The 24,174-nt window shown below is 72.5% G+C and carries 17 protein-coding genes; 8 read left to right on the forward strand and 9 right to left on the reverse strand.

What is annotated here, in order from left to right; translation table 11 throughout:
* Positions 1–58 precede the first annotated feature (58 nt).
* Positions 59–1,219: an MFS transporter gene (locus ACZ56E_RS00405; RefSeq protein ID WP_471211448.1), complete on the forward strand. Its 1,161-nt coding sequence runs from the start codon at positions 59–61 to the stop codon at positions 1,217–1,219.
* Between the two features lie 167 nt (positions 1,220–1,386).
* Positions 1,387–3,732 carry a collagenase gene (locus ACZ56E_RS00410; RefSeq protein ID WP_471209145.1) on the forward strand — a complete coding sequence of 782 codons (2,346 nt, stop codon included), beginning with the start codon at positions 1,387–1,389 and terminating at the stop codon, positions 3,730–3,732.
* Positions 3,733–3,764: 32 nt separating this feature from the next.
* Here the strand turns inward: ACZ56E_RS00410 and ACZ56E_RS00415 are convergent, their stop codons facing one another.
* Positions 3,765–5,294: a glycoside hydrolase family 3 protein gene (locus tag ACZ56E_RS00415; RefSeq protein WP_471209148.1), complete on the reverse strand. Its 1,530-nt coding sequence runs from the start codon at positions 5,292–5,294 to the stop codon at positions 3,765–3,767.
* Between the two features lie 257 nt (positions 5,295–5,551).
* Between ACZ56E_RS00415 and ACZ56E_RS00420 the strand changes: the two genes are divergently transcribed.
* Entirely contained in the window at positions 5,552–6,553 is a 1,002-nt protein-coding gene (locus ACZ56E_RS00420; RefSeq protein WP_471209150.1) for a zinc-dependent alcohol dehydrogenase, read from the forward strand.
* A 19-nt stretch (positions 6,554–6,572) separates the two neighbouring features.
* Positions 6,573–7,517, forward strand: a complete 945-nt coding sequence (locus ACZ56E_RS00425) for a Gfo/Idh/MocA family protein (RefSeq protein ID WP_471209153.1) — start codon at positions 6,573–6,575, stop codon at positions 7,515–7,517.
* A gap of 6 nt (positions 7,518–7,523) precedes the next feature.
* On the opposite strand, the gene ACZ56E_RS00430 is transcribed toward ACZ56E_RS00425, so the two are convergent.
* The 6 genes from ACZ56E_RS00430 to ACZ56E_RS00455 form a co-directional block, all read right to left on the reverse strand.
* Entirely contained in the window at positions 7,524–8,384 is an 861-nt protein-coding gene (locus ACZ56E_RS00430) for a phytanoyl-CoA dioxygenase family protein (RefSeq protein ID WP_471209156.1), read from the reverse strand.
* A 48-nt stretch (positions 8,385–8,432) separates the two neighbouring features.
* A complete protein-coding gene (locus ACZ56E_RS00435; protein ID WP_471209159.1) occupies positions 8,433–9,560 on the reverse strand; it encodes a phenylacetate--CoA ligase family protein in 1,128 nt (375 codons plus the stop codon).
* Positions 9,557–10,741, reverse strand: coding sequence for a hypothetical protein (locus tag ACZ56E_RS00440; protein WP_471209162.1), 1,185 nt, complete (start codon positions 10,739–10,741; stop codon positions 9,557–9,559). The genes ACZ56E_RS00435 and ACZ56E_RS00440 overlap by 4 nt, the downstream gene beginning before the upstream one ends.
* Complete coding sequence (locus tag ACZ56E_RS00445; RefSeq protein WP_471209165.1) at positions 10,738–12,891, reverse strand: DegT/DnrJ/EryC1/StrS family aminotransferase; 2,154 nt, start codon at positions 12,889–12,891, stop codon at positions 10,738–10,740. The genes ACZ56E_RS00440 and ACZ56E_RS00445 overlap by 4 nt, the downstream gene beginning before the upstream one ends.
* 9 nt (positions 12,892–12,900) lie before the next feature.
* Entirely contained in the window at positions 12,901–14,106 is a 1,206-nt protein-coding gene (locus tag ACZ56E_RS00450; protein ID WP_471209168.1) for a radical SAM protein, read from the reverse strand.
* Between the two features lie 131 nt (positions 14,107–14,237).
* Positions 14,238–14,963, reverse strand: coding sequence for a Clp protease N-terminal domain-containing protein (locus ACZ56E_RS00455; RefSeq protein WP_471209171.1), 726 nt, complete (start codon positions 14,961–14,963; stop codon positions 14,238–14,240).
* Positions 14,964–15,645: 682 nt separating this feature from the next.
* Here ACZ56E_RS00455 and ACZ56E_RS00460 point away from each other — a divergent pair.
* Entirely contained in the window at positions 15,646–17,004 is a 1,359-nt protein-coding gene (locus ACZ56E_RS00460) for an ATP-grasp domain-containing protein (protein WP_471209174.1), read from the forward strand.
* Positions 17,005–17,048: 44 nt separating this feature from the next.
* Entirely contained in the window at positions 17,049–18,080 is a 1,032-nt protein-coding gene (locus ACZ56E_RS00465) for a diiron oxygenase (RefSeq protein WP_471209177.1), read from the forward strand.
* Here ACZ56E_RS00465 and ACZ56E_RS00470 read toward each other — a convergent pair.
* The gene (locus tag ACZ56E_RS00470; protein ID WP_471209180.1) at positions 18,053–20,839 is read right to left on the reverse strand and encodes a helix-turn-helix transcriptional regulator; all 2,787 of its coding nucleotides are present in this window, start codon (positions 20,837–20,839) and stop codon (positions 18,053–18,055) included. The genes ACZ56E_RS00465 and ACZ56E_RS00470 overlap by 28 nt on opposite strands.
* Positions 20,840–20,951: 112 nt before the next feature.
* On the opposite strand from ACZ56E_RS00470, the gene ACZ56E_RS00475 reads away from it, so the two are divergent.
* Together ACZ56E_RS00475 and ACZ56E_RS00480 are read left to right on the forward strand one after the other, a co-directional pair.
* Entirely contained in the window at positions 20,952–22,028 is a 1,077-nt protein-coding gene (locus tag ACZ56E_RS00475) for an NAD(P)H-dependent amine dehydrogenase family protein (RefSeq protein WP_471209183.1), read from the forward strand.
* Between the two features lie 69 nt (positions 22,029–22,097).
* Positions 22,098–22,523 carry a carboxymuconolactone decarboxylase family protein gene (locus tag ACZ56E_RS00480; protein ID WP_471211450.1) on the forward strand — a complete coding sequence of 142 codons (426 nt, stop codon included), beginning with the start codon at positions 22,098–22,100 and terminating at the stop codon, positions 22,521–22,523.
* A gap of 19 nt (positions 22,524–22,542) precedes the next feature.
* On the opposite strand, the gene ACZ56E_RS00485 is transcribed toward ACZ56E_RS00480, so the two are convergent.
* Complete coding sequence (locus ACZ56E_RS00485; protein WP_471209186.1) at positions 22,543–24,159, reverse strand: GMC oxidoreductase; 1,617 nt, start codon at positions 24,157–24,159, stop codon at positions 22,543–22,545.
* Between the last annotated feature and the right edge of the window lie 15 nt (positions 24,160–24,174).

A 24,174-nucleotide genomic window follows, 5' to 3' on the forward strand; every position in this document is an offset into this window, starting at 1 on the left:
TCTGGGCGCCCCCCGCGTAAAGGCGTCCCGCACGGGCCCTCGCGCCCGCCCCGGCCCCATCCCCCTCCTCTCCCTCGGCCACGCCTGCGTGGACATCTACCAAGGCGCCGTCGCCGCCCTCGTCCCGTTCTTCGTCGCCGAGCGTGCCTACAGCTACGCCGCCGCGTCCGGCATCGTGCTCGCCGCCTCGCTGCTCTCCTCCGTGGTGCAGCCGCTGTTCGGCGCGCTCACCGACAAGTGGGCCATGCCGTGGCTGCTGCCGGTGAGCACGCTCGTGGGCGGTGTCGGCGTCGCCTTCGCGGGGGTCGGCGGGAACTATCCGCTGACCCTGCTGGCCGTCGCCGTGTCCGGCATCGGCGTCGCCGCGTACCACCCGGAGGCCGCGCGTGTGGCGCGGCAGGTGAGCCGGGGCAGCCACACGGCCATGAGCTGGTTCTCGCTCGGCGGCAACGTCGGCTTCGCGGCCGCGCCCCTGCTGGTCTCGGCCGTCGTCGCGACGGGCGGCCTGCGCGCGTCGCCGCTCCTGGTCGTCCCCGCCCTCGCGGGGGCCGTGCTGTGCGTGGCCGCGCTGCGGAGCGTCAGGGCGCGGGAGGCCACCGCCGACGAGGGCGCGCCCCGGGGCTCGAAGGGCGCACCCGCCCCGGTCGCCGAGGACGACTGGCCGTCCTTCCTCAAGCTGTCCGGTGCCGTCGTCTGCCGCTCGATCGTCTTCACCGGGCTGAGTACGTTCATCGCGCTGTACGTGCGGGAGCGCACCGGCGGCGGTGCGGCCGCCGGTACCGTCGCGCTGTTCGTGCTCTACCTCGGCGGCGCGGTCGGCACCGTCGCGGGCGGGCGGCTCGCCGCGCGGTACGGCCGTATCCCGGTCGTCCGGTGGTCGTACGCGGCGACGGTCCTCGCGGTGGCGGGCGTCGTCCTCGTCCCCGGGCCGCTCCTGTACGTCTTCGTCGCGCTCGTCTCGGCCGGCCTGTACGTGCCGTTCTCCCTGCACATCACGCTCGGCCAGGACTACCTGCCGCGCCGCATGGGCACGGCGAGCGGTGTGACGCTGGGTCTCACCGTGAGCATCGGCGGCCTGGCGAGCCCGCTGATCGGAGCCGTCGCGGACGCCGCCTCCCTGCGGGTGGCCCTCGCGCCGCTGATCGCGCTGCCCGCCCTCGGCTGGCTCCTCCTGCGGAGCCTGCGCGAGCCGGGGGCGGAGGTGACGCCCCACTCCTGAGCCAGTAATTCCGTTACGGCCGGGTGCTCCTGAGGGGTTGTCAGTGCAATTTCACATTACTACGTTACGCATCACATGACGCGGCGGCGGCTCTCAACTGGGGTCGCCCACGCGCCAGTTCAGCGTGACGTCACCTCTCGCCCCCACCTCCCACACAGGAGCCCTCGGTGTCCCAGCCACGTCTACGAACCCTGCGCAGATCCGTCCTCGCCGGCGCGATAGCGGCGACCCTCTGCGTCTCGGCCGCCCCGTACGGAAACGCGGCCGAACCGTCCCCCCCAAAACCCGACCCCCGCACGACCACCACCTCGACCACGTCGTCCGCACCTGCCGGACCGAGCCCCCACGACGTGGTCGACCGCAGGGCGAAAGCCCCCAAGCCGAGCGCCTACCGGATCCCCGCGCCCGGCGGACTCAAGGACGGCCGGATCCCCGGCGCCCGCACGCCGAAGCCCGAGAAGAAGCAGGTCACGGCGGATGCCGCGGTCGCGCCCTGCACCCTCGACGGCGTCACAGGCCTGTCGCCCGAGCGGTTCGCCGACTTCCTCGCCGACCCGGCGGTCACCGCCGAAGGCTGTCTGCGCACCCTCGTCTGGACCTGGGACCCACGCCTCGCCCCCGTCATGTCGGACGCGCACGTCCAGGCGGTCTCCGGCCGCGTCACCCGCCTCGCGGCGGCCCACGACGGCAGGAACGGCAGCAACCTCCTGGAGCTGCTCACCTATCTGCACGCCGTCGCCTACCAGGACTTCTCGCACGACGAGATCGACGTCACCGACGCGCCGACCGTGGACGCGATGCGCCGCGCCGTCGCCGCCTTCGGCTCGGCCGCCCGCACCTTCGACGTGACCCGCACCAACGCCGACTCGCTGCGCGAGGCGCTCTACGCCGCCAGTGCGCCGGGGCTGCGGCAGCACCAACTGCCCCTCATCAAACGGGTTCTGGCCACCATGGATGCCAAGCATCCCGAAACGGCCAAGGACCCCGCCTGGGCCGGGTCCGCGCTCGCCGGGCTCTCCCTGAGCTACCTCGGCGTGTACCCAGGCAACAGGGACGCCGCCTTTCACGCGGCGGTGAAGGCCGATCCGTCCTACCGCGCCGCCTTCAAGGCCTTCGGCGGACACACCCACCTCAAGGGCACGGGCAACGCCTGGGTGGTGCGGGACGCGCTGAGCGAGTACGGCAGGTTCGGCCAGATCGACGGGCTCACCGGCGAGATCGTCTCCGGGCTCGGCGGCCTGGTGCCCGTCACCGTACGCAACTTCGGTGAAGGCAGCGCCCCTTGGGCGAAGGTGGCCCTGTGGCTCAACGAGTTCGACGCCTGTGCGCCGTACAACGTGTGCAAGGCCGACATCGAGCGCCGCGTCTTCCCGCAGACCTATACGTACGACATGGGCGGCATGAAGGTCCGCACGGCGCTGGACCGGCGGACCGTCGACCAGTTGTACTACGCGAGCAAGCAGGTCAAGGCACAGTTCCACCGCGTCGTCGGCACCGAGGCGCCGCTCGCGGGCGACCCCAACACCACACTGACGACGGTCCTTTACGCCTCACGCGCCGACTACGAGAACTACCACCCGCTGCTCACCGGGATGGACACCAACAACGGCGGCGTCTACATCGAGCGCGGCGCGACCTTCTACACCTACCAGCGGCGCGTCCCGCAGGACTCCACGCTGACGCTGGAGGAGCTGTTCCGCCACGAGTACACGCACTACCTCAACGGCCGCTGGGCGGTGCCGGGCTTCTTCGGCGAGGGCCCCTGGTACGAGGGCGACCGGACCACCGCCATGGACGAGGGCACCGCGGAGTTCTTCGACGGCGCCACCCGTGACGACGGCATCAAGGTCCGCAGGTCACTGGTCCAGGGCATCATCGACGACACGGCGAACGGCGGCCCCAGGATGACCGTGGACCAGCTGCTGCACGCCACCTACGACGGGGACGGCTTCCGCTTCTACGACTACGCCGGCACGTTCTTCGAGTTCCTGTGGACCGAACGCCCCGCCCTCATCAAGGAGATGTACCGGCACCTGCGGGCCGACGACCCGGCGGCCTTCGACGCCTGGCGCGACCGGCTCGGCGAGGACCGCGGCCTGCAGAGCCGGTACGACGCCTTCCTGGACAAGCAGATCGCGCACGTCGACGACCTCTTCGTGCCCGACACGAAGTACGTGCCGGTCGGCGAGCTCCGCGACACCACCGCCGCCCAGGTCCGTACCTCCATCGCCGCGACGACGGGCATCACCCCCGACTGCCGCTCGAACGACGCACCGGAGCGTCCGCGGTACACCTGCACGGGCAGGATCACCGCGAACCTCACCGCGGCCGACGACCCCGACGCCGTCTTCGAGGACATGTCGGAGACGGTGGACTACTTCCTGCTCGACCGCTCCCTGGCCGGTGACAACAACCTCACCGACATGAACTGCTCGTTCGGCGAGGTGGACATCTGGTCCGACCGGCGCGCGGGCAGCGCGGACTTCAGCTGCGAGGGACCGTTGAAGAGCTAGCGGCCGCGATCGCGCACAGCGGGGGCGGCGGGTCAGCCCGCCGCCCCCGCGAGCAGCTCCGCCGCCGCGATACCCGAGACGCGCGTCGCGCCATGGGTGATCAGGTGGGTGGCGCCGAGCGCGTCACCCGCGGGGACGCCCATCTCGACGACCAGGGCGTCGGGGCGGCTGCGCAGGATGCGGTTGAGGGTGTCGGTCATCCAGCGGTGACGGGCCGCGTCGCGGACCACGACGACCAGCGCGCGGCCCCGCGCCGGGGTCAGCGCCTCGCGGTTCAACACATCGACGGAGTGCGCGAGTTCGGCCTCCGTCAGGCGTACGGATGTCGTGCCGGGGCGCAGGTCGCGCAGCGGTCCCGCGACGCCCCACGGGGTGTGGCCGTCGACGGCGAGGTTCATCGTGGGGGAGAGCTCCACGACGTGCGGGACGCCGGCGACGGGCAGCGCGGCGTTCGCCGTGCCGACACGGTGGCGTACCCGCACCGCGCGGCGGGCCGCGACCAGGCCGATGGCGCCGATTTCGGAGGGTTTCGGGGCGCGCCCCACCGCCCGGGACCGCTCGCCGGACCAGGCGGCGAACTGCCGTACGCGCGTGCTCGCCTCGGCGAGGCGGTCCTCGGGCAGCGTGCCGTCGAGCACGGCCTTCACCAGAGCCGTGGAAAGCAGGTCGAACGTGGACTCGTCGGCGCTCTCGCCGCCCACGCACACCGCGTCCACGCCGCCCGCCACCGCCTTCACGGTCGCGCCGTCGATGCCGTAGCGGTCGGTGACGGCGCCCATCTCGATGCCGTCGGTGACCACGAGGCCGTCGAAGTGCAGGTCACCGCGGAGCAGCTCCACCAGGATGCGGTGGCTGAGGGTCGCGGGCAGCTCCGGGTCGTAGGCGGGGGCGAGCAGGTGCGCGGTCATCACGGCGCGCACCCCCGCCTCCATCGCCGCGATGAACGGCGGCAGCGCGGTGAGCGCGATCTCCTCGGCCGAGCCCTTCACCTGGGGCAGCCCGTAGTGCGAGTCGACGACCGTGTCGCCGTGGCCGGGGAAGTGCTTGGCGCAGGCGGCGACGCCGGCCTCCTGGAGGCCGCGGATCCAGGCGGCCGTGTGGCGGGAGACGACGTCGGTGCGGGAGCCGAAGGAGCGTACGCCGATCACCGGATTGAGCGGATTGGAGTTCACGTCGGCGCTGGGCGCGAAGTTGAGCGAGACGCCCGCCGCGTGCAGGTCACGGCCGATGTCGTGGGCGACACGCTCGGTCAGGTCGATGTCGTCGACGGCACCGAGGGCCAGGTTCCCGGGGCGGGACGAGCCGGTCCACGCCTCCAGGCGCGTCACGTCGCCCGCCTCCTCGTCGATGGCGACGATCAGGTCGGGGTTCTCCGCGCGCAGCGTCGAGGTGAGCCGCGCGACCTGCTCGGGCGTCTCGATGTTCCGTGCGAACAGCACGACGGAGCCCAGGCCCTCGGAGATCCTGCGGCGCACCCAGTCGGGGGCCGTGGTGCCCTCGAAGCCGGGCTGCAGCACGGAGTGGGCGAGGTGCTCCAGAGCCGGGTCACTGCTCGATGCCATGGCGCGACCTCCGAAGTTGCGGGTACGTACGGGAGACGTACGGGGCACAGGGTGTGCGGGGTGCACGGGGGGTGCGGGTGTGCGGCGGGGCTCCTGCTGATTGGTCCAGGCCAATCGGATAGTGGATATTGGCTCGTACCAAACAGGGCTGTCAAGGAGTCGGAACAGGTCGAGGCGGGCGAATCCACCATGTCGGGGCGAGAGTTGGGGAATCCTTGGGGCTTCACGCAGATCGCATCCGCTGAGGGGAGAGGGCCATGCGCAGGTACGAGCTCGTCGGCAGGCGCGACATCAGGCTGGTCACCGATGTCGCGGTGCCGGAACCCGGACCGTCCGAGGTCCTCGTCCGCGTCCGGGCCTGCACGGTCTGCAACCGCAGCGACCTCGCCTACTACCACTACTTCGGCCTGCGCGAGCACTGCTCCCAGGGGTGTTTCGGCCACGAGATCGCCGGAGTCGTCGAGGCGACCGGCGCGGGCGTCCGCCGTGTCGTACCCGGGCAGCGGGTCTTCGTGCGGACCCCGCTCACCACCGGGTACGCCGATTACGCGCTGGCCCGCGAGATCTCCGTGGGCGCGCTGCCCGACGACGTGCCCTTCGAACAGGGCGCGATCCTCCAGCTCCTGCCGCTGGCCGTGCACGCCACCCGCGGCATCCGGCTCGGCGACCGCGTCGCGATCGTCGGACAGGGGCCCGTCGGGCAGCTGGCGCTGCGGGTCGCGCTGGCGCGCGGGGCCGTCGAGGCCGTCGCCGTCGACCTCGACGACTGGCGGCTCGAACGGTCGGCCGCCGCGGGCGCCGACGACGTGCGCCGCGTGGACGGCAGCGCGGAACAACTGGCATCCGTCGGCGCGGACTTCGACGTGGCCGTCGACGCCGTCGGCACCCCCACGACCCTCAACGCCTGCGTACGTCTCGTACGGCAGAACGGCCTCGTCGTCCTCCTCGGCACGCACCACGTCGACACGCACGTCACCGTCGACCTGGTCACCTGGGAGCGCAAGGGGCTGCGCGTGCACAGCTCCGCGGAGCCGCTGGACACCGCGCGCGCCGAGGCGCTCGCCACCGCCGAACGGCTCGCCCACCGGCGCACCGACTCGCTGCGCCTGCCCGACCTCCACACGCACACCTACTCCCTGGACGAACTCCCCAAGGCCCTGGAGCAGCTCTCCGCCAGCCGCTCCCTCTACCCCGACGCCGGACAGGCCCCCTACGACGGGCCGCCGCCCGAGACCCTGAAGGTGGCGATCGTCCCCTGAACGGCCGACGAGCAAGCGCATGAAGTGGGGCATCGCCGGATACGGCGACATCGTGACGCGCCGCGTGCTGCCCGCCCTGCACGCGCTCGGCGAGGAACCGGTGGCGCTCTGGGGCCGCGACCCGCACCGCGCCGCCCGCACCGCCGAGCGGTACGGGATCGCGAGGTCCGGCGCCGACCCCGACCTCCTCCTGTCCGGCGTCGACGCCGTGTACGTCGCCACCCCCGTCGTGCTCCATGTGCCGGTCGCCCGGGCCGTGTTGGACGAGGGGCTGCCCGTGCTGATCGAGAAGCCGCTCGCGGGCGGCCTCGGCACCGGAGGAGCACTCGACACGACGGGGCGGTGTTCGGGCGTCGCCTATTACCGCAGGCTCGCCCCCGCCGTGCGGCGGCTGCGCGAGGAACTGGGCGGATGGACGCCCGAGCGGGTCGAGGTGCGGTTCCGCAGCGCCTTCGAGCCGGGGCCCGGCGACCCGATGGGCTGGCGCACCGATCCGGCGGTGTCCGGCGGCGGGGTCCTCGCCGACGCCGGGAGCCACCGGATCGATCTGCTGCTCCACCTGTTCGGACATCCGGACGAGGTGACGGCCCGGCTCGGCCGGCGCTTCCCGCGCGGCGCGGAGCGGCAGGCCCGGCTCGTCCTGCGCTGGTCGTCCGGGCTCCGGGCGCACTGCCTCGTGGAGTGGAGCGAAGGGCCGCCCGTGGACCGCGTCCGGCTCAGCGGCGGCGGACGCACCGTGACGCTCGACCCGCTCGACTCGGGCCACCTCGAAGGCGTCGACGGGTCACCTCTCCTGCTGCCCCCGCCGGCCAACCCCCACCAGCCGCTGCTCGCCGACTTCGCGGCCGCGGTGGCGACCGGCACCAGCCCGGCCTGCCCGGTCGCCGAGGCCCGCCTCGTCGACGACGTGATCGTCGCGGCGGAACGCTCGGACGCGGCCGGAGGGCGAGCCGTCAGACTCTGAAGGGGCTCACGCCCCGTCGTCCGCCGACCAGGGGCGGAGCCAGCGTGGGTCAGGAGTGTCGCCGGAGCGTACGAAACGGGTGTCGACGGACAGGCGCATGGCGTGCGTCGTCGTGTCCAGGGACGCGTGGATGATGCGGGGCAGGTGCACCATGACGTCGCCCGCCGCGAAATCGGCGCACAGCCAGCGGCGCCCCAGCGTGCGGGCGGTCAGTTCCAGGTCGTGGCAGATCTGGCGACGGTCGCCCGGCCGGTCGGTGACGTCGCGCAGCGGGGCGTACTCCTCGGGCGGCAGCCGGTGGGAGCCCTCCAGGTAGACCAGGGCGCCGGTGCGCGGCGGGCAGTCGCCGACGGGAATCCAGAAGGTGACGACGCGCGGGGAGCCCTTGTCCATGTAGTCATAGTCGACGTGCGCGCGGGAGGCGCGCCGCGTGCCCCGGTGGAAGTGGCGCAGGATGCGGCGCGGCAGCATCTCCGCATCGGCGTCGAGGAGTTGGGCCGCGAGGGTGGAGAGGGCGGGGTCGGTGACGAAGCGGTCGAAGTGAGGAGAGCGTACGAACGCGTACGCCGGGTGCCCCGCCACCCCGTACTCCGGAACGCCTTCGGGCACCCGCCCCGAGAACACCCCCTCCTCCGCCCCTGTGCCCGCCGCCAGCAGGCCCGGCGGGAAGAGGGAGAAGTACGAGCCCCGCAGCCGCAGCACTTCCGCACGGTCGAGCAGACCTGGCAGATACAGATAACCGTCCGCGTGCAGCCGTTCCCGGAGCGCCCCGGGGTCTCTCGGCTCCAGCAGGTCGGAGCTGGGCCGCAGCGGGCCGAAGAGCTCCGGCGTGCAGGGTATGGGTACGCCGTTCGACGACAGGTTCACGATGCGTGTCCCTCGATCCATCGGTCGGTGGACCGGCCGGTGGACCGGTCAGTAGACGCCTTCCACCGCCTCCTCGGCGGCCCCGGACTCACGGAAGGGCCGCACGGCGGCGACCCCGTCCCAGGGGAACCACGGATGCGGCCCGGTCCTGACCGCGCTGTCCCGCTCCAGGAGATTGGGCAGGAACAGGTCCTCCAGGAGCGTCGTGGCGCGCACGCGGCCCCGCTGCCCGACCTCGACCTCGCGCCACGGGTCGGCCGGGTCGACGACCGTCAACACGGCGAAGGGTGGCGGCAGATGGTACGAGTGCCCGGTGCCGCCCGGCACGTCCGGTGTGCCCGCCGCCATGCCCGCCGCCGCGTCGGCCTGGAGCGCGTGGCCGACCAGCGTGTTGCCGTACGTGTCGATCCACTGCACGCCCGGCAGATGCTCCTCGCGCAGGAACTCGGCCTCGGCGGCACTGCACGAGGTGCCCCCGGTGCACACGGCACGGATGCCGTACGTGTGCAGGGGGCGGGGCAGCCGCATCGCGAGCTCGACGAGCAGCCGCGAGGTCGTGAAGAGCAGCGTGGGGCGCTCGGCGGCCAGCAGGGCGAGGGTCTGGTCGATCAGGTGCGCGGTGTAGGCCCCGGCCTCGCCGCCCGAGCGCAGGGCGGCCTTCACCCAGCGCGGATCGAAGTCGATGGCGTGCACGGCACCCCGCCAGCTGTCGGCCAGGCCCTCCACGAAGTGCCCGTACGCGTGCGGCCCGCTCGGCGTCATGGCGAGCACGTCACCGCCGGCCACACCGCGCGCTTCGAGAACTGTGCGGTAGATCTCCACGTCGTACGCGAGGCGCGTGACGTTGACGATCCGGCAGGGAGCGCCCGTGCTGCCCCCGGTCTCGAAGACCCGGAAGGGCCGGTCGCGGTAGCCGCGGGGCCGCAGGTCGCGGGCGTGCGCGGCGCGCAGCTCGGCCTTGTCGAAGAGGCCGAAGCGCGTCAGGTCGGCGAAGCCGCCGATGTCCTCGACCGGGTCGAAGCCGAGCGTGGTGCGCCGCGCGACCCAGAAGGGGCTGCCGGTCTCCGGGTCGAAGTGCCAGCGCATCATGCGGCGCGTCCATGTGTCGAGGTCCACGCCGAGCTCCGGGACGCGCTCGCGCAGCGTGTCGGACAGGGTGCCGAGGACGGTGGTCATACGGGGCCTCGCTTCGCCGGGCGGTACACGAACAGGGAGGCGGCGGTGATGGCCCGCGCGGCCTCGGGGGTGGCGCTCAGGACGGCGGCGGAGGGGAAGGGGACCTCGTGGCCGATCAGGGGATGGGAAAGGGTGCTGTGGGTGAAGTGACCAGCCAGCAAGGTGAGTTGGGGCAGCGCGTACACGTCGTTCGCCGCGCTGGTCAGCACGGGCGGTCGGCGGGTCAGGACGCGGTCGCCGGGGCGGAGGCGGTCGTGGACGGTGCGGGCCGCCTGCTCCGCCGCGCCCGGTTCGCGGAAGGCGGTCAGGGGCCACGCGCCGTCCGGGGGCAGGGCGTCGAGGGCGGCGGCCAGCGCGGAGGCCAGTTGTTCCGCCGCGCCGGGCGTCTCGCACACGACAGTACGTACGTTGCTGCAGAACCGCCCCGAGTCCGCCGCCACCAAAGGCAGCAGCCACGCCACCGCCTCGTCGGCCGGCATACCCCGCGGCACGAGCGCGCAGCCCCGGCCGGGGCCGTGCAGGGTGAGCGCGGGGGAAGCGCGGAGTGTCGCGGCGAGTCCGGCGCCTCCGTAGACGACGTGCCGGTCCGTGAGCCGCAGAAGGCCCGGCAGGGCGCGCTGTTCGGCGGGGTACAGGCCGATGCTGGCCGGGGGCCAGCCCGCCGCGAGCAGCGCGGCGACGAACCGGGCGGCGGAGAGCGGTTCGCGTCGGCTCGGCCGCAGCCACACGCCCGCCGAGCGCTCGGCCTGGTCGCAGACCGACTCCAGGCAGGTGAAGGTGTTGCCCGGCAGCGCGACGAGGGCCAGCCGCCCATCGGGTTCGGGCGGGTCACCGCGCTTCAGAAGGCCGTCCCGCAGCATCGCGCACCACCGGTCGACCAGCGGTCCCGGCAGCCCCGCGCTCTCCCACAGCGCCGCGCGGAAGTCCTCGGCGCTCTGCTCGCCGACGCCTCCCACGGTGACGGCGCCGCGGTCGAACAACTCCAGCGCGTCGAGCAGGAGTTGGCGGCGGCCGGTGAGGAGGGGCGGGCCGGGCAGGGTGCTGTCCCACCATCGCCGGTCCGCGTCGGCGACGATCTCCGGGACCAGCGCGAGCTCCCGCCCTCCGGGCCCCGGCAGGGGAGCCCGGTCCAGGGACGTGCGCCACTCGCCCCGGCGGAACGCGGAGAGCACGGCGGTCACGGCAGCTCGCTGCGGAGCGCGGCGACGACCCGTAGCTGCTCGGCCTCTGTGAGGGACGGGTACAACGGCAGGGCGATGTGGCGCCGTGCGAACCAGCGGGCCCGTTGGAAGGGGCCGTCCTCGGCGTCCTGCCGACGCTGCGGGGCGAACTGCGGGTGGTCGCACAGGAGATGGTGGTAGACCTCACCGGCCAGGGACACGCCGTGCCGCTCCCGGAGCCGCTTCTTCAGGAGCGGGCGGTCCAGTGGCGCGTCGGGGTGCAGGTAGGCGAGGTACTTGTAGTAGTTGCTGCCCGCCGTCTCGGGCACGGTGTGCGGCCGGACGCCGGGCACGTCGGCGAGCAGCGCGTCGTACCGGGCGGCGAGCGCGCGGCGTGCGGCGAGGGTGTGGGAGAAGCGCTCCAGGTCCACCGTGCCGACGGCGGCGTGCAGTTCGCTCAGCCGCCAGTTGCCGCCGGGCCGGTCGTGCAGCGTGGAGCCCTGGGCGCTCTTTCCGTGGTCGCGCCAGCGCCGCACCTGCTCCAGGTCGGCCGCCGACGCGGCGGACAGCAGCCCGCCCTCGCCACTGATCGCGACCTTCGTGGGGAAGAAGGAGAAGGCACCGAACCGGCCGAAGCCACCGGCCGGGCGCCGGCCGAGCGTCGCTCCGAAGGCGTGCGCGGCGTCCTCCACGACGGGGATGTCGCGCTGCTCGCACGCCGCGAGCGTCACGTCGAGGGAGGGGGCGACGATGCCGCCGATGTGCACCGGCAGGACGGCGGCGGTGTCGGGGTGCCGGTCGAGGGCGGCGCGCAGGGCGTCCGGGTCCATGCCGAGGCCGTCGAGCTCGATGTCGACGAAGCGCACGGCCGCACCGGCGCGCACGGCTGCGGCCGCCGTCGCGAAGAACGTGTTGACCGGCACGAGCACCGTGCGGCCCGCCACACCGATGACGCGCAGCGCGATCTCCAGGGCCGCCGAACCGGATGCGACCGCCACCGTGTCCCCGCCGGTCCAGGGGCGGGCGAGCTCCTCGAAGCGGGCCACCAGCGGACCCTGCGTGAGGATGCCCGAGGCGAGCGCGGCGTCGACGCGGTCGAGCACGGCACGCCGCTCGGACACCTCGAAACGGATGCGCTGGGCCGGTACGACGGGACTGTCGGGTGCGGACTCGGCGAGCGTGCGGGTGAAGAAGTCGGCCGCGTGACCGACGTGGGTGCCGTGCCCCATGGGCAGCCCGTGGACCTCCGCTTCGGCACCGGCGGCCGCGTACGCCTCCTGGACCGTGTCCGCCGCCGCGCGCGCGTCGGCGGGTTCCAGGTAGGAGTCGGCCGTGCCGTACTGGAGCTGGAGCGGCGCCGGGGCGAGGGCGCCGTACAGGTCGGGCAGGTCGGCGTACTCCAGGATGCCGGGCAGCACCGCCCCCTCGTGGCCGGTCAACAGCCGTTCGTACAAGGCCTGATAGCTGCCGAGGTGGCTGGCCGCGCAGAGCGGGATGCCCTCGCGCCCCCCGAGCAGAGCGGTGTGGAGGGCGACGGCCGCGCCGAGACTGTGGCCGAACAGGCCGACGCGGCGCGGGTCGACGAGCGGATGCGCGGCGAGGACGTCGAGCGCACCCAGGGCGTCACCGGTGAGGGCGCCGAGCAGGGAGCGTCCGGTGAGCGTGAACGCGTGGGCGAGCAGCGTCCCTTCGTCCCGCCCTGCCCTGCGCCCGGCGTCCATGTCGCCGCCGATGCCGTGGTCGAAGGAGAGCGTGACGAAACCGGCGTGCGCCAGCTGCTCGGCGATGTTGCGGTCGGGGTGGTCCGGCGGCACGTCGCCGGTGAGCTGGTCCAGGCGGGCGTTCTTGCCGCCGAGGACGAGGACGGCGGGCCGGGGCGAGGAGGTCGGTGGGGCGGTCGGTGAGGTGTCCGGCGAGGCGTCCGCCGGTGCGAGGAGGGTGCCGTGGAAGGAGCCGCGTACGGGCGATTCGAGCAGGAGCCGCTCGCGACGCAGCCCGTCCCGCATGGAGACGGTCGTTTCGGCGGTGGTGAGCGGGGCGCGCTCGACGCGGGCCAGCCGCTCGACGACGGCCCGCACCCGGGCGGCCCGGGCCGCGTGGTCGTCGGTGCTCTTCGCGTGGCGCAGGGCGGGCTCGGTGGCGAGGAGCCCGCGGAGGTGACGTAGCTGCATGCGGCCGGCTCAGACGAAGTCGCCGTGCAGGGTGCTCGGCACTTCCAGCGCGTAGGCGTCCAGCGCCTCGTCGAGTTTGATCTGGCCGCGTTTGAGGAGTTCCAGGAGTTCGTTCTGCGGGCGGTAGAAGCACGACTTGCACAGGTCGGTCCTGCGCGGGTTGGACGCCTCCCACTCGGCGCGCGGTCCGCCCTCCAGGACTTCCGAGTATCCCTGTTCGACGACATTGCCGATCAGATAGCGGCTGTTGAGGTGCACCTGCGGGCACGGATAGAGATTTCCGTCGGCGCCGACTGCCGTGACGAAACGGCTGTAGTGGCAGTGCTCGAAGTCGCCCTCCACCTCTTCCACCTGGTCCATCGGGCCGCGGTCCAGTTTCGGCACCGACACTTCGAAGGCGTCCGTGGAGAGTGCGGCGGCGTGGCGGAGGGATTCGGAGATCTCCGGCAGCACGGATTCGATGGTCTCGTGGCCGAGTGCGCTGTAGAACTCGGGCTCGAACCGTACGTAATGCGCGCCGGACTCACGGGCGATACGGGCCGCCTCCATGATCTCCCGGTAGTTCTGCAGGGTGATGACGTAGTTGAAGCCGATGCGGAAGTCCGGGGCGACGGCTTTCTCCCTGAGCCTGCCGACCGAGCCGATGAACTTCGAGAACGTCTGCTCACGGTCCCGCGTGATGTCGTCGAAGGTGGCTTCCGTGCCGGCGTTCAGACCGATGCGGACCCAGGTGTGGGTCTCGGCGACACAGTCGGCGACCTTCGGCCGGCCGAGGCGCGAGCCGTTGGTGATCAGCCCGATGCGCAGTCCGGCCGCGTGGCCGGCCCCGCAGATCTCCGCGTACCCGGGGTGGATGGTGCACTCGCCGCTGCCGCAGAACGTCACGGCACGCCCGTCGTTCGCGGCGAACTCGCGGAGCAGCGTGACCGCCTTGTCGGTGGCGATCGAATCCTTGAACGAGAACAGGTCGTAGAACTGCTCTTCGTTGGGCGAGTGGAAGTTGCAGAAATTGCACCGCATATTGCAGGCGCCCATGATGCCGATCCGCATGTGGACCGGCTTGATCTCCTCGCCCGCGACGAAGCGGCGCAGCAATTCGCCGTGGGCGAGGACCTTCTGTGGTGAATGCGCCTGGTCGAGACTGACGACCGGCAGGCCTTCTCGATTCTGGGGGGCCGCCATTCCGATGTCGCCGGTACCAGCTGTGCTGTCCACGAGCCCCCCACGCATGATCGATGTGCGGTGTGGTTCTTCGAGCGGTGCTGGGGACACTAGGGAGCCGGACAAAGGCTGTCAATGGGTCTAGACAACCCGCAGGTCGAGGGCGGAACCAGGGACGCCGGTCTCTAGCGAAGCTCTAGCGACTCGGTGATCGTGGTCGTCACGGCGGCCTTCTCGAGGCCGAGGCCCGAGAGCGGACCCGTGCCGTCCTCGTGCTCCAGGAGCGCGAGCAACAGGTGTTCCGTACCTACATAGTTGTGCCCGAGCCGCAGGGCCTCGCGGAACGTCAGCTCCAGGACCTTGCGCGACGAGGCGTCGTACGGAACGAGGGCGGGCACTTCGGCGGCCGGCGCGGGCAGCGCCTCGACGGCAGCGGTGCGCACGTCGTCCAGGGAGACGCCCCGTGCGGTGATCGCCCGGGCGCCCACCGCCTCCGGCTCGCTGAGCAGGCCCAGGAGCAGATGCTCGGTGCGGACCTCGGCGTGCCCCGCGGTCTTGGCCTCCTCGTGCGCGGCCATCAGCGTCTTCTTGGCGCGCTCGGAGAAGCGGCTGAAGCCCTGGCTGGGGTCGAGGTCCGACGCTTCCCCCTGCTTCTTGGGGACGAACCGCTTCTGGGCCGCCTGCCGGGTGACGCCCATGCTCCGGCCGATGTCGGTCCACGAAGCACCGGAGCGCCGGGCCTGGTCCACGAAGTGGCCGATGAGGTGGTCGGCGATGTCACCGAGGTGATCGGCGGCGATCACCGCGTCGGAGAGCTGGTCGAGGGCGTCCGTGTGGACCTTCTTGATGGCCTCGATGAGGTCGTCGAGGCGGACCGGAGGGGGAGGGGTGGTGCCGTCGGGAAGCGTCATGTGACAACCGTAGGTTGACACTTGAGAGGGTGTCAACCTACGGTTGTCACCCCGTGATGTCCGGCCGGAGAGCGGGGCCCAGGCCTCGGGGCAGCCCGAGGAAAACCCTGGGTTCGGTCGCCGGCCGAAGTGGTTGAACCGCGGAACCAACGGTTCACGCGCCCCGCGTTCGAGGTCGTACGCCCCACTCGCCCCGCCCGCCCCGCGGGACCCGGCCGCCCACCCCGGCCCCCGGCCCCGGACCCCAGGGTTTTCACGGTCGCCCCCGCCCGTGTACGGGTCCATGGTGTACCCACGGTCGCGGAACCGCGGCGGACCTGAAAACACCGAATCGGGGGGAAGAACCGGTGACCGGACGTACTACGGGGGTGTACGCACGGGTGGTCCGCCGAGGATCGGGGGAGCGACCGTCGCGAGGGCGGGGGACGGGGGTGCCCGACGGCACCCCCGCTCGGGTGCGGGACATCGTCAGGGTCGGGCGCACCGCACTGTCGCGGGTACGGCTCCGGGGTGCCGGACGACAGCGTGAAGTGGGCCTGGAACTCGTACGGTTCAGCCCCGACGGCCCGGTCGAGGACCGGACCGCCTACGCCCTTGTCGGGGGCACGGGTGTGGTCACGGGCATGGCCGCGGGCGCGGGCGCAGACGCCGGGCGAAGCGGGTGCCCGGCGGAGGAGGGCCGATGAAGCCCGCCGGAGAGGCCCCGGCCACCGGAGAGGCCCCGGTCGCCGGAGAGGCCCCGGCCACCGGAATCATCGAGGTCACCGGAGCGGACCGGGCCGCCGGAACCGTCCTGGTCGTCGGCAGCGGCATCCAGGAGTACCGCGAATACCTGCTGCGGTCCGCAGCGCTCCGCGCCGACCTCTGGCTGCTCGACGCGGCGGCCCCCACCTGGCAGGCCCCGCACCTGACCGGCTCGACCCAGGTCGACCCCACCGACCCGCACTCCCTGATCCGCGCGGCCCGCGAGGTCACCGACGTCAGAAAGGTGCGCGGCGTCCTCTGCCACGAAGAGGCGCTGATCCTGCCCGCGGCCCGGCTCGCCGAGGCCCTCGACGTACCGGGGCCATCCCTCACCGCCGTGCGCAACTGCCGCGACAAGCACCGCACCCGCGCCCTGCTGCGTGACGCCGGACTCCCGCAGCCCCGGCACGCCGTGGTCGCCGACCTCGCGGAGGCGGCCGCCGCGGCCGAGTGGATCGGCTACCCCGTGGTGGTCAAGCCCCGCGGCCTCGGCGCGGGCAGCGGCGTCGCACTGGTCCGCTCGGCGGCCGAACTCCGGGACCTGTTCGCCGAGGCGCGGGCCGCGCACTGGCCGGGTGTTCCGACGTACCGCGTGGGCATCCTCGTCGAGGAGTACCTGGACGGGTCCGAGATCAGCGTCGACGGCGTGGTCCACGAAGGCCGCTACACGCCCCTCTTCCTCGCCCGCAGGCTCTCCGGCAAGGAGGGCGCCCTCTCCCCGTACTTCGAGGAGACCGGTCACCTGGTGAGCGCCGACGATCCGCTCCTGAACGACCCTGCGCTGCGCTGGGTGCTCGCGAAGACCCACCGTGTGCTCGGCGTCAACGACGCCATGACGCACACCCAAGTGCGCCTGACCGCACGCGGGTTCACTGTCGTCGAGGTGAACGGACGGCTCGGCGGCGACCTCGTCCCGTACCTCGGTTCCCTGGCGACGGGCATCGACCCGGGCCTCGTGGCCGTGGACGTTGCCCTGCGGATCCCGCCCCGCCTCACGCCCGCCCTGACCCGCACCGCCGGCATCCGGTTCCTCCACCCGAAAGAGCACTGCCGGGTGGAACACGTGACCGTACCCGAGGTCGACGCGGCCAAGGGGCTGCTGCGGGCCGCGGCCCTGGCGGCGCCCGGCGACGAACGCGGGGTACCGCCTTTGGGTCATCTCCAGCGGTACGCGTACGTCCTGTGCGAGGCTGGCACGCCCGCCGAATGCGCCGCCCGTCTGGACGCAGCGGCCGACCAAGTGCGCCTGAAAGCACGGCCGTTGGCCATGCCGTCCGACGAACGAGCCGCTTCTTGAGATGCCCCCGTGCGCTGTGAGAGAGAGCCGACATCAGAGAAGAGATGACGAACAGCGATCCCGGCGCGGATGCCGAAGCGGAGACCGACACCGGCACAGGGGCCAGACCCGGCGCCGACTGGTACCAGCGGTCGGGTGTGCGCAGCGGCCCCCACCGCACCGTGGTGGGACCCCTGGACCCCGCCACCAGGCTCTTCCCGCCCCACCTGGTGCCGTACTGGAGCCACCCGCTGGTCCGCGCCCTCCCCGACCGGCGCCGCCGCGAACTCCTGGCCCGGCACCTCTACCAGTACCTGACGTTCACGGCCCACTTCGAGACCCGCGTGGTCAACCGCGCCACCGAGCGCATAGCGGACGGCCGCACCGGCCTCGCGCTGCCCGCCGCGGTGCGACTGGACGCGTACCGCATCTACTGCGACGAGGGCTACCACGCCCTCTTCAGTCTCGACCTCGTCGAGCAGCTCGCCGAGGCGACCGGCATCCCGCCGCTGCCCTACGCCTTCGACCCGTTCCTGCGCCAGCTCGACGGAATCGGCTCCGAACTCCTGCCCGGGGAGCCGCTGTTGGCGCAGCTGCTCCAGGTCGTCGTCTTCGAGACGCTCGTCACACCGGTCCTGAACGAAGTGCCCGGGGACCGTGCGGTGCTGCCCGTCGTGCGCGACGTCGTCCGCGACCACGCGCGGGACGAGGACCACCACCACGTGTACTTCTCCCGCTTCTTCGAACGGCTGTGGGGCGACCTGCCGGTGCCGCTCAAGCGGCGTGCGGCCCGCTGTCTGCCCGAGCTGATCGTCACCGCTGTCGCGCCCGACCTGCGGCCGGTGGGCGCCGCGCTGACCGTGGCGGGTCTCCGTGCCGACGCCGTGCGGCAGGTCATCGCGGACAGCTACCGCAGCGGGCGGAGCGAGGACGCGCTCCGGACCGCCGCGACCCGCACCGTCCGGCTCTTCCGGGACGCCGAAGTGCTCGAACTCCCGGGCGTCACCGAGGCGTTCGAAGCGTCGGGCCTGCTCCCCGGCGCGTCCGACGCGCCGGGGACACCCGGCGGTCAGACCCCCGAGACCTCCGAGGCCTGAGCGAGCAGCCTGACCAGCTGCGCCCTGCGGTGCACCCCGTCGAGCTTGCGGTAGATGTTGCTCAGGTGGAACTCGACGGTCTTGACGCTCAGGAAGAGCCGCTCCGCCACCTCGTGGTTGGTCAGACCCCGTCCGACGACCAGCGCGACCTGCAGCTCCTGCGGCGTGAGGCGCTCCAACGGAGCACGCTCCGGCCGCACTTCGGTGCCGCCCGCGGCGTGCAGCTCGGCCGCCACCCGTGCCGCCCACCCGGCCGCGCCGAGCCGCTCGAACGTGGCGAGCGCCCGCTCAAGCAGGCGTCGTGCCTCGCTGCGCCGGCCCTGCCTGCGCAGCTGCTCGCCCCACGCGAACTCGGTCCGCCCCCGCTCGAAGGGCACCGGGCGCTCGGAGAGCAGCGCCAGGGAGCGCCTCATGTGCCGTGACGCCGTCTCCGGATCGCCCGGTTCGAGCAGTCCGCGGCAGCGGGCCGCCGCCCCCGCGGTGACGGGACGGTGGCCGCGCCCCGCCTCGTACTCCAGGACCTCGAGGACGTCACGCGCCTCGTCGGTCCTGTGCAGATGGACGTACGCGTCCGCGAGGTCGGCCGCCCACGTCAGATACAGGCCGTCGCCCCGCCCGTGCCGCTGCGAGAAGGCCCGCACCTCCTCCAGGTGGTGCACGGCCTCCTCGAAACGGCCGAGACCCAGCTCCAGGAGGCCGAGCCCGCCGAGCGCCCGTGCCGCGTCCATCTGCAGCTCGGTCGACGCGGCCCACTCCATGGCCTGTGCCGCGTGCCGCCGGCAGTCCTCCTCGCGGTTCAGGACGGCCTCGGTCTTGACCAGGGCGGGGAGCCCGCGCGACACCTCGATCAGCTGGCCGCTGGCCTCGGCGAGCCGCACCGCCTCGTCGGCGTGGGCGAGCGACGTCGTCCAGCGGCCCCGCCAGAACTCGACGACCGACAGCGTGCACAGCAGGTGCGAGAGCAGCCCCACCCCGCTGGAGCTCCGCGCGGTGTACGCGGCCCGGTCCAGCATGTCGTGCGCCTCGTCGAGCTCTTCGGCGGCGAGGTGGCAGAGGCCGCCCACCCCGGCGAGCGGGTAGGGGAAGACGGGGTCCGGTGAGGCGAGGGGTTCCGCCAGCTCGCGCAGGAGCGCGCGGCCCGCCTCCGCGTCGCCGCCGAGCAGCAGCACGAGGGTGCGCAGGAGACGCACGGGCAGCAGCGTCTCGTGGGTGGAGTCGGCGAGGGCCATCGCCGCGGCGGAGGTCCCGCGGGCCGCGGTGAGGTCGCCGACGGCGAGCTCGGTGAGCGCGATGCCGCCCAGCATGATCGCGGCGAGCGCCGGGTCGACCTTCTCCGCCTCGGCGGCGGCGGACCTGAGCAGCTCGCGCGAGCGGGTGGGGCGGCCGCGCTGCACGTCGAGGTAGCAGCGGAGCTGCCGGATGTCGAGCTGGGTGCCGAGCTGTTCGGCGTGCTCCAGGGCGCGGTCCAGGATCGTGGCCGCTTCGTTCAGCGACCCGGCCGCCTGGGAGGCGCGGGCCGCGCACAACAGCCGCTCCGCCTTGTGCTGCCCCGCTGGGGTGAAGCGCGCGGCCCGCTCATACAGCCGTGAGGCCAGCGGGTACGCGAGGGTTTCGGGTGCTCCGGAGGCGGCGTTCTCCAAGAGGGACGCCACGTGTTCGTCCGGCTCGGCGCCCGACGCGGCCAGGTGCCAGGCGTACTGCTCCAGGGCGGGGGCGGTCGCTCCTTGCAGGGAGCGGGCGATGGCGTGGTGGGCGCGGCGCCTGCGCACGGGTGTCGCGCCGTGGTAGACCGCCGAGCGGACCAGCGGGTGCCGGAAGGCGTAGCCGTCGCGTTCCTCGACGACCAGGCCGGCTTCCTCGGCCGCCTCCAGGGATTCGTAACTGAGCCCGTGTGCCCGCAGCGCCGCCTCGGTGCCCGCGAGCGGCCGTGTGCCGAGGACGGCGAGCAGCAGCATGGCGTCCTGTGCCTCCGAGGGCAGCCGGGCCACGGCGCTGCCGAAGGTGTGGGCCAGCATCTCGCCGATGGGCAGGGGCGCTCCGGAGCCTTCGCCGTCGTCGTCACCGGCGCCGCTGCCCGCGAGGAGCGCGGGAAGTTCGATGAGGGCGAGAGGGTTGCCGCGCGCCTCGGCGAGGAGCCGGGCCGCCTCCTGCTCGGTGAGTTCGGCGGTGCCCTCCTCGGCGATGAGCCGGTGCGCGGACTCGGGGTCGAGGCCGGTGAGGGTGAACGTCTCGACGGAGGCGAGCCGGGCCACGGCCTCCTCCGATTCGTCGCGCGCGGTGAACAGCACGACGACGCCTTCGCGGCCCAGCCTGCGGGTGGCGAAGGCGAGCGCGTCCAGGGAGTACGAGTCGAGCCAGTGCGCGTCGTCGACGGTGACCAGGACCGGGCCGTCCTCGGCGAGCGCGCCGAGCAGGCTGAGGGTGCCTGCGGCGACCGCGAACCGGTCCTGGGCGACGGCGGGTCCGAGGGCGAGCGCGCCGGTGAGCGCGGCGGCCTGCCGCTCCGGTATGCGGTCGAGGAAGTGCAGGACGGGCCGGAGCAGGTCGGCGAGGCCCACGTACGGCAGGTCGGACTCGACCTCGACGCCGCGGGTGCCGAGCCGCAGCAGGTCGTCGGCCTGCTCGGCGACATAGCCGACGAGGCTGGTCTTGCCGATGCCGGCTTCCCCGCGGATGAGCAGGGCGCTGCTCTCGCCCCCGCGTGCCTTGTCGATGAGAGCGAGAAGACGAGCACATTCCGCCGAACGCCCCAGGAGCATGCGTAAAGCGTACCGGCGGTACAAGACTTCGGAGAGGCGTGGAAGAGGACGTTTCTTTTCTTCTCGGGCCGCGCCTCTGTCAACCGTCGACGGCCCTCGCTACCCTCCGCGCATGATTCCCACGGTGGTCTGGGGCACCGGCAATGTCGGCCGGGCGGCCGTCCGCGCCGTCGAGGCCCACCCTGAGCTGACGCTCGCGGCGGTGCTCGTGCACGACCCCGCGAAGATAGGCCGTGACGCGGGTGAACTGGCGGGTATGGGAAGCGAGTTGGGGGTGCGGGCCTCGGGTGACGTCGGGGCGGTCCTCGCCGCCAGGCCGCGCGCCGTGGTGTACGCGGCCTCCGGTGATCTGCGTCCCGACGAGGCGCTCGCCGATGTCGTCAGGGCGGTGCGGTCCGGTGCCGTGGTCGTCACGCCCGCGCTGTACGCCCTCTACGACCGCCTCGGCGCACCGGCGGAGTTCAGGGATCCGGTGCTCGCGGCCGTCGCGGAGGGCGGCGGTTCGCTCTTCGTCTCCGGCGTGGATCCCGGCTGGGCCAACGACGTCCTGCCGCTCCTGGTGAGCGGGCTCGGCTCCACCGTCGACGCGATCCGCTGCCAGGAGATCTTCGACTACTCGACGTACGACCAGGAGGACTCGGTCCGCCACCTGATCGGCATGGGACATCCGATGGAGTACGAGCCGCCGATGCTCGCGCCCTCGGTCCCGACCATGGTGTGGGGCGGACAGATCAGGCTGATGGCCAGGGCACTGGACGTACAACTCGACGGGATACGCGAGACGTTGGAGCGGCGGCCGCTCGACGAGACGGTGCGCACGCGGACGATGGGGGAGTTCGCGGCGGGCACCCAGGGAGCCGTGCGCTTCGAGGTGCGGGGCATCGTCGCGGGCGAACCGCGCATCGTCATCGAGCACGTCACCCGCATCCACCCGTCCTGCGCGCCGGACTGGCCTGCCCCGCCCGACGGGGGCGACGGCGCCCACCGTGTGATCGTCGAGGGCCGGCCGCGCGTCGAGGTCACGGTCGAGGCCACCGACGAGGACGAGAACCGTTCGGCGGGCGGCAACGCCACGGCGGTGGGCCGCCTGGTGAACGCCATCGACTGGCTCGTGCACGCCGAACCGGGTCTCTATGACGCGCTCGACGTCCCGCTGCGCCCGGCAGCCGGCCGACTGGGAAGGAAGTGACCCGTGAGCGGACCCCTGCGCATCGACATCCCCGAGGGCCAGGACGCGATCCCTTACGTGTGGGGCGACATGGTGCCCGGGATCGGGGCGGCCGCGTCGAACTTCTCCCTCGCCGTGTACGCCCACACCACCCTGGGGCTGAGGGAGTTCGAGGCCGCGCGCCTGCGCATCGCACAGATCAACGGCTGTGTGTTCTGCCTGGACTGGCGCACCGAGCGCGACGGACAGAAGGTCGAGGACGGCTTCGCCGACGCGGTGACCCAGTGGCGCACCACCGACGCCTTCGACGACCGCACGAGGCTGGCCGCGGAGTACGCCGAACGGTACGCCCTGGACCACCACCACCTCGACGACGCGTTCTGGGCGCGGATGACCGCGCACTACAGCCAGGCCGAGATCGTGGAGCTGAGCATGAGCATCGGGTCGTGGCTCGCCTTCGGCCGGCTCAATCACGTGCTCGGCCTCGACACGGTGTGCGTGCTGCCCAAGCCCTGACGACCCTTGGGCGGTCCGCTCACAGATCGGTCTCGATGATCTTCTCGATGTTCCGCTCGGCGAGCGCGGTGATCGTGACGAACGGGTTGACGCTGGTGTTGCCGGGAATCAGGGCGCCGTCGACGACGTAGAGCCCCGGATGGCCGTGCAGGCGCCCGTAGTTGTCGGTCGCCTTGCCCAGCACCGCGCCGCCGAGCGGGTGGTACGTGAGGTGGTCGCCCCAGATCTTGTACGTGCCGAAGAGGTCGGTGCGGTAGATCGTCCCCTCCTTGGCGTTGATCTTGTCGAAGATGGTCCTGGCGGCGTCGATCGACGGCTGCTTCCAGGCGGTCTGCCAGTTCAGCTCGGCCCGGTTCGCGGCGGTGTTCCAGGTGAACTCGGCGCGGTGCGGGTTCTTGGTGATCGACAGGTAGAACGAGGCGTACGTCTCGATGCCGGTGGGCAGCGGCGCGACCTCGGCGAAGGCGCCGCCCGCGGCCCAGTTGTCGATGCCGGCCGTGGGGATCGACGACTGGAGCTTGCCGGTCGCGTCCCACATGTGGTTGGCGCGGCCGCACATCACGTTTCCGTTGTCGCCCCAGCCCTTGCCGACCTCGCCGTTGAGGCGGGGCAGGGCGCCGGTGGCCCTCAGCTTGACCAGGAGCTTGCTGGTGCCGACGCTGCCGGCGGCGAAGAAGACCCGGTCGGCGGTGACGGACGTGGTGGCCGTGGTGTCACCGCTGGTGTTGATCCGGTCGATGGTGACGGTGTAGCCGCCGCCGGCCGCCGGGGCGACCGAGGTGACCTTGTGCAGCGGTGAGACGGTGACCCGGCCGGTCGCCCTGGCGCGCGCGAGGTAGGTCTGCTGCAGGGACTTCTTGCCGTGGTTGTTGCCGTAGAGGATCTCGCCCGCGAGCGCCGACTTGGGGACGGTGCCTGCGGCCTCCTTCTTCATGTAGTCCCAGTCGTAGACGTCGGGCACGAAGAGGAACCCGAAGCCGGAGCGCTGTGCGTGCTTGCGGCCGACCCGGGCGTACTGGTAGCACTCGGCCGTCTCGAACCAGTCGGGGTCGATGGTGCTCACGCCGAGGGCGGCGTTGGCGCGCGGGTAGTACGTGCCGTACATCTCGCCCGCGTCGACCGTGGGCAGGACGGCGGCGAAGTGCTCGCGCCGGGGTGTGACCGCCATGCCGCCGTTGACCAGGGAGCCGCCGCCGACACCGCGGCCCTGGTAGACGGTGATGCCGCCGAACTCCTCGGCGTCCAGGATCCCGGTGTGGCGCGGCACGTTCTTGTCGAGCGGGAAGCCGAGGAAGTTGCTGAGGGGCTGCTTGGTCCTGGTGCGCAGCCAGTAGGAGCGGACGTCCGGGCTGGTGGTGTTGGCGAATATCCTGCCGTCGGAGCCCGGGGTGTCCCAGGCCATGCCCATCTCGACCATGTGCACGTCGACGCCCGCCTCGGCGAGCCGCAGCGCGGCCACGGAGCCGCCGTACCCGGTGCCGATCACCAGGGCGGGGACGCGGGCGGCGTCGAGCGCGCGGGCCGGCGCGGCGTGGCCCGCAAGCGCGACGGCACCAAGAATAGAACCTGTTCCTGCGAGAAATCTTCGACGTGACACCCCATCAGGTGGGTTGCTGGGCTTGGATGCAGTACTCATGTGACCTTCCTCACT

This window comes from Streptomyces sp. NPDC039480, assembly GCF_055597165.1.

What these genes read in the sequence shown, in the direction of transcription:
- ACZ56E_RS00415 (WP_471209148.1), bottom strand. Translation starts at nt 5,294, where the DNA reads ATGGCATCGAGCAGTGACCCGGCTCTGGAGCACCTCGCCCACTCCGTG.
- ACZ56E_RS00420 (WP_471209150.1), top strand. Translation starts at nt 5,552, where the DNA reads ATGCGCAGGTACGAGCTCGTCGGCAGGCGCGACATCAGGCTGGTCACC.
- ACZ56E_RS00425 (WP_471209153.1), top strand. Translation starts at nt 6,573, where the DNA reads ATGAAGTGGGGCATCGCCGGATACGGCGACATCGTGACGCGCCGCGTG.
- ACZ56E_RS00435 (WP_471209159.1), bottom strand. Translation starts at nt 9,560, where the DNA reads ATGACCACCGTCCTCGGCACCCTGTCCGACACGCTGCGCGAGCGCGTC.
- ACZ56E_RS00445 (WP_471209165.1), bottom strand. Translation starts at nt 12,891, where the DNA reads ATGCAGCTACGTCACCTCCGCGGGCTCCTCGCCACCGAGCCCGCCCTG.
- ACZ56E_RS00455 (WP_471209171.1), bottom strand. Translation starts at nt 14,963, where the DNA reads ATGACGCTTCCCGACGGCACCACCCCTCCCCCTCCGGTCCGCCTCGAC.
- ACZ56E_RS00460 (WP_471209174.1), top strand. Translation starts at nt 15,646, where the DNA reads ATGAAGCCCGCCGGAGAGGCCCCGGCCACCGGAGAGGCCCCGGTCGCC.
- ACZ56E_RS00465 (WP_471209177.1), top strand. Translation starts at nt 17,049, where the DNA reads ATGACGAACAGCGATCCCGGCGCGGATGCCGAAGCGGAGACCGACACC.
- ACZ56E_RS00470 (WP_471209180.1), bottom strand. Translation starts at nt 20,839, where the DNA reads ATGCTCCTGGGGCGTTCGGCGGAATGTGCTCGTCTTCTCGCTCTCATC.
- ACZ56E_RS00475 (WP_471209183.1), top strand. Translation starts at nt 20,952, where the DNA reads ATGATTCCCACGGTGGTCTGGGGCACCGGCAATGTCGGCCGGGCGGCC.
- ACZ56E_RS00480 (WP_471211450.1), top strand. Translation starts at nt 22,098, where the DNA reads ATGGTGCCCGGGATCGGGGCGGCCGCGTCGAACTTCTCCCTCGCCGTG.
- ACZ56E_RS00485 (WP_471209186.1), bottom strand. Translation starts at nt 24,159, where the DNA reads ATGAGTACTGCATCCAAGCCCAGCAACCCACCTGATGGGGTGTCACGT.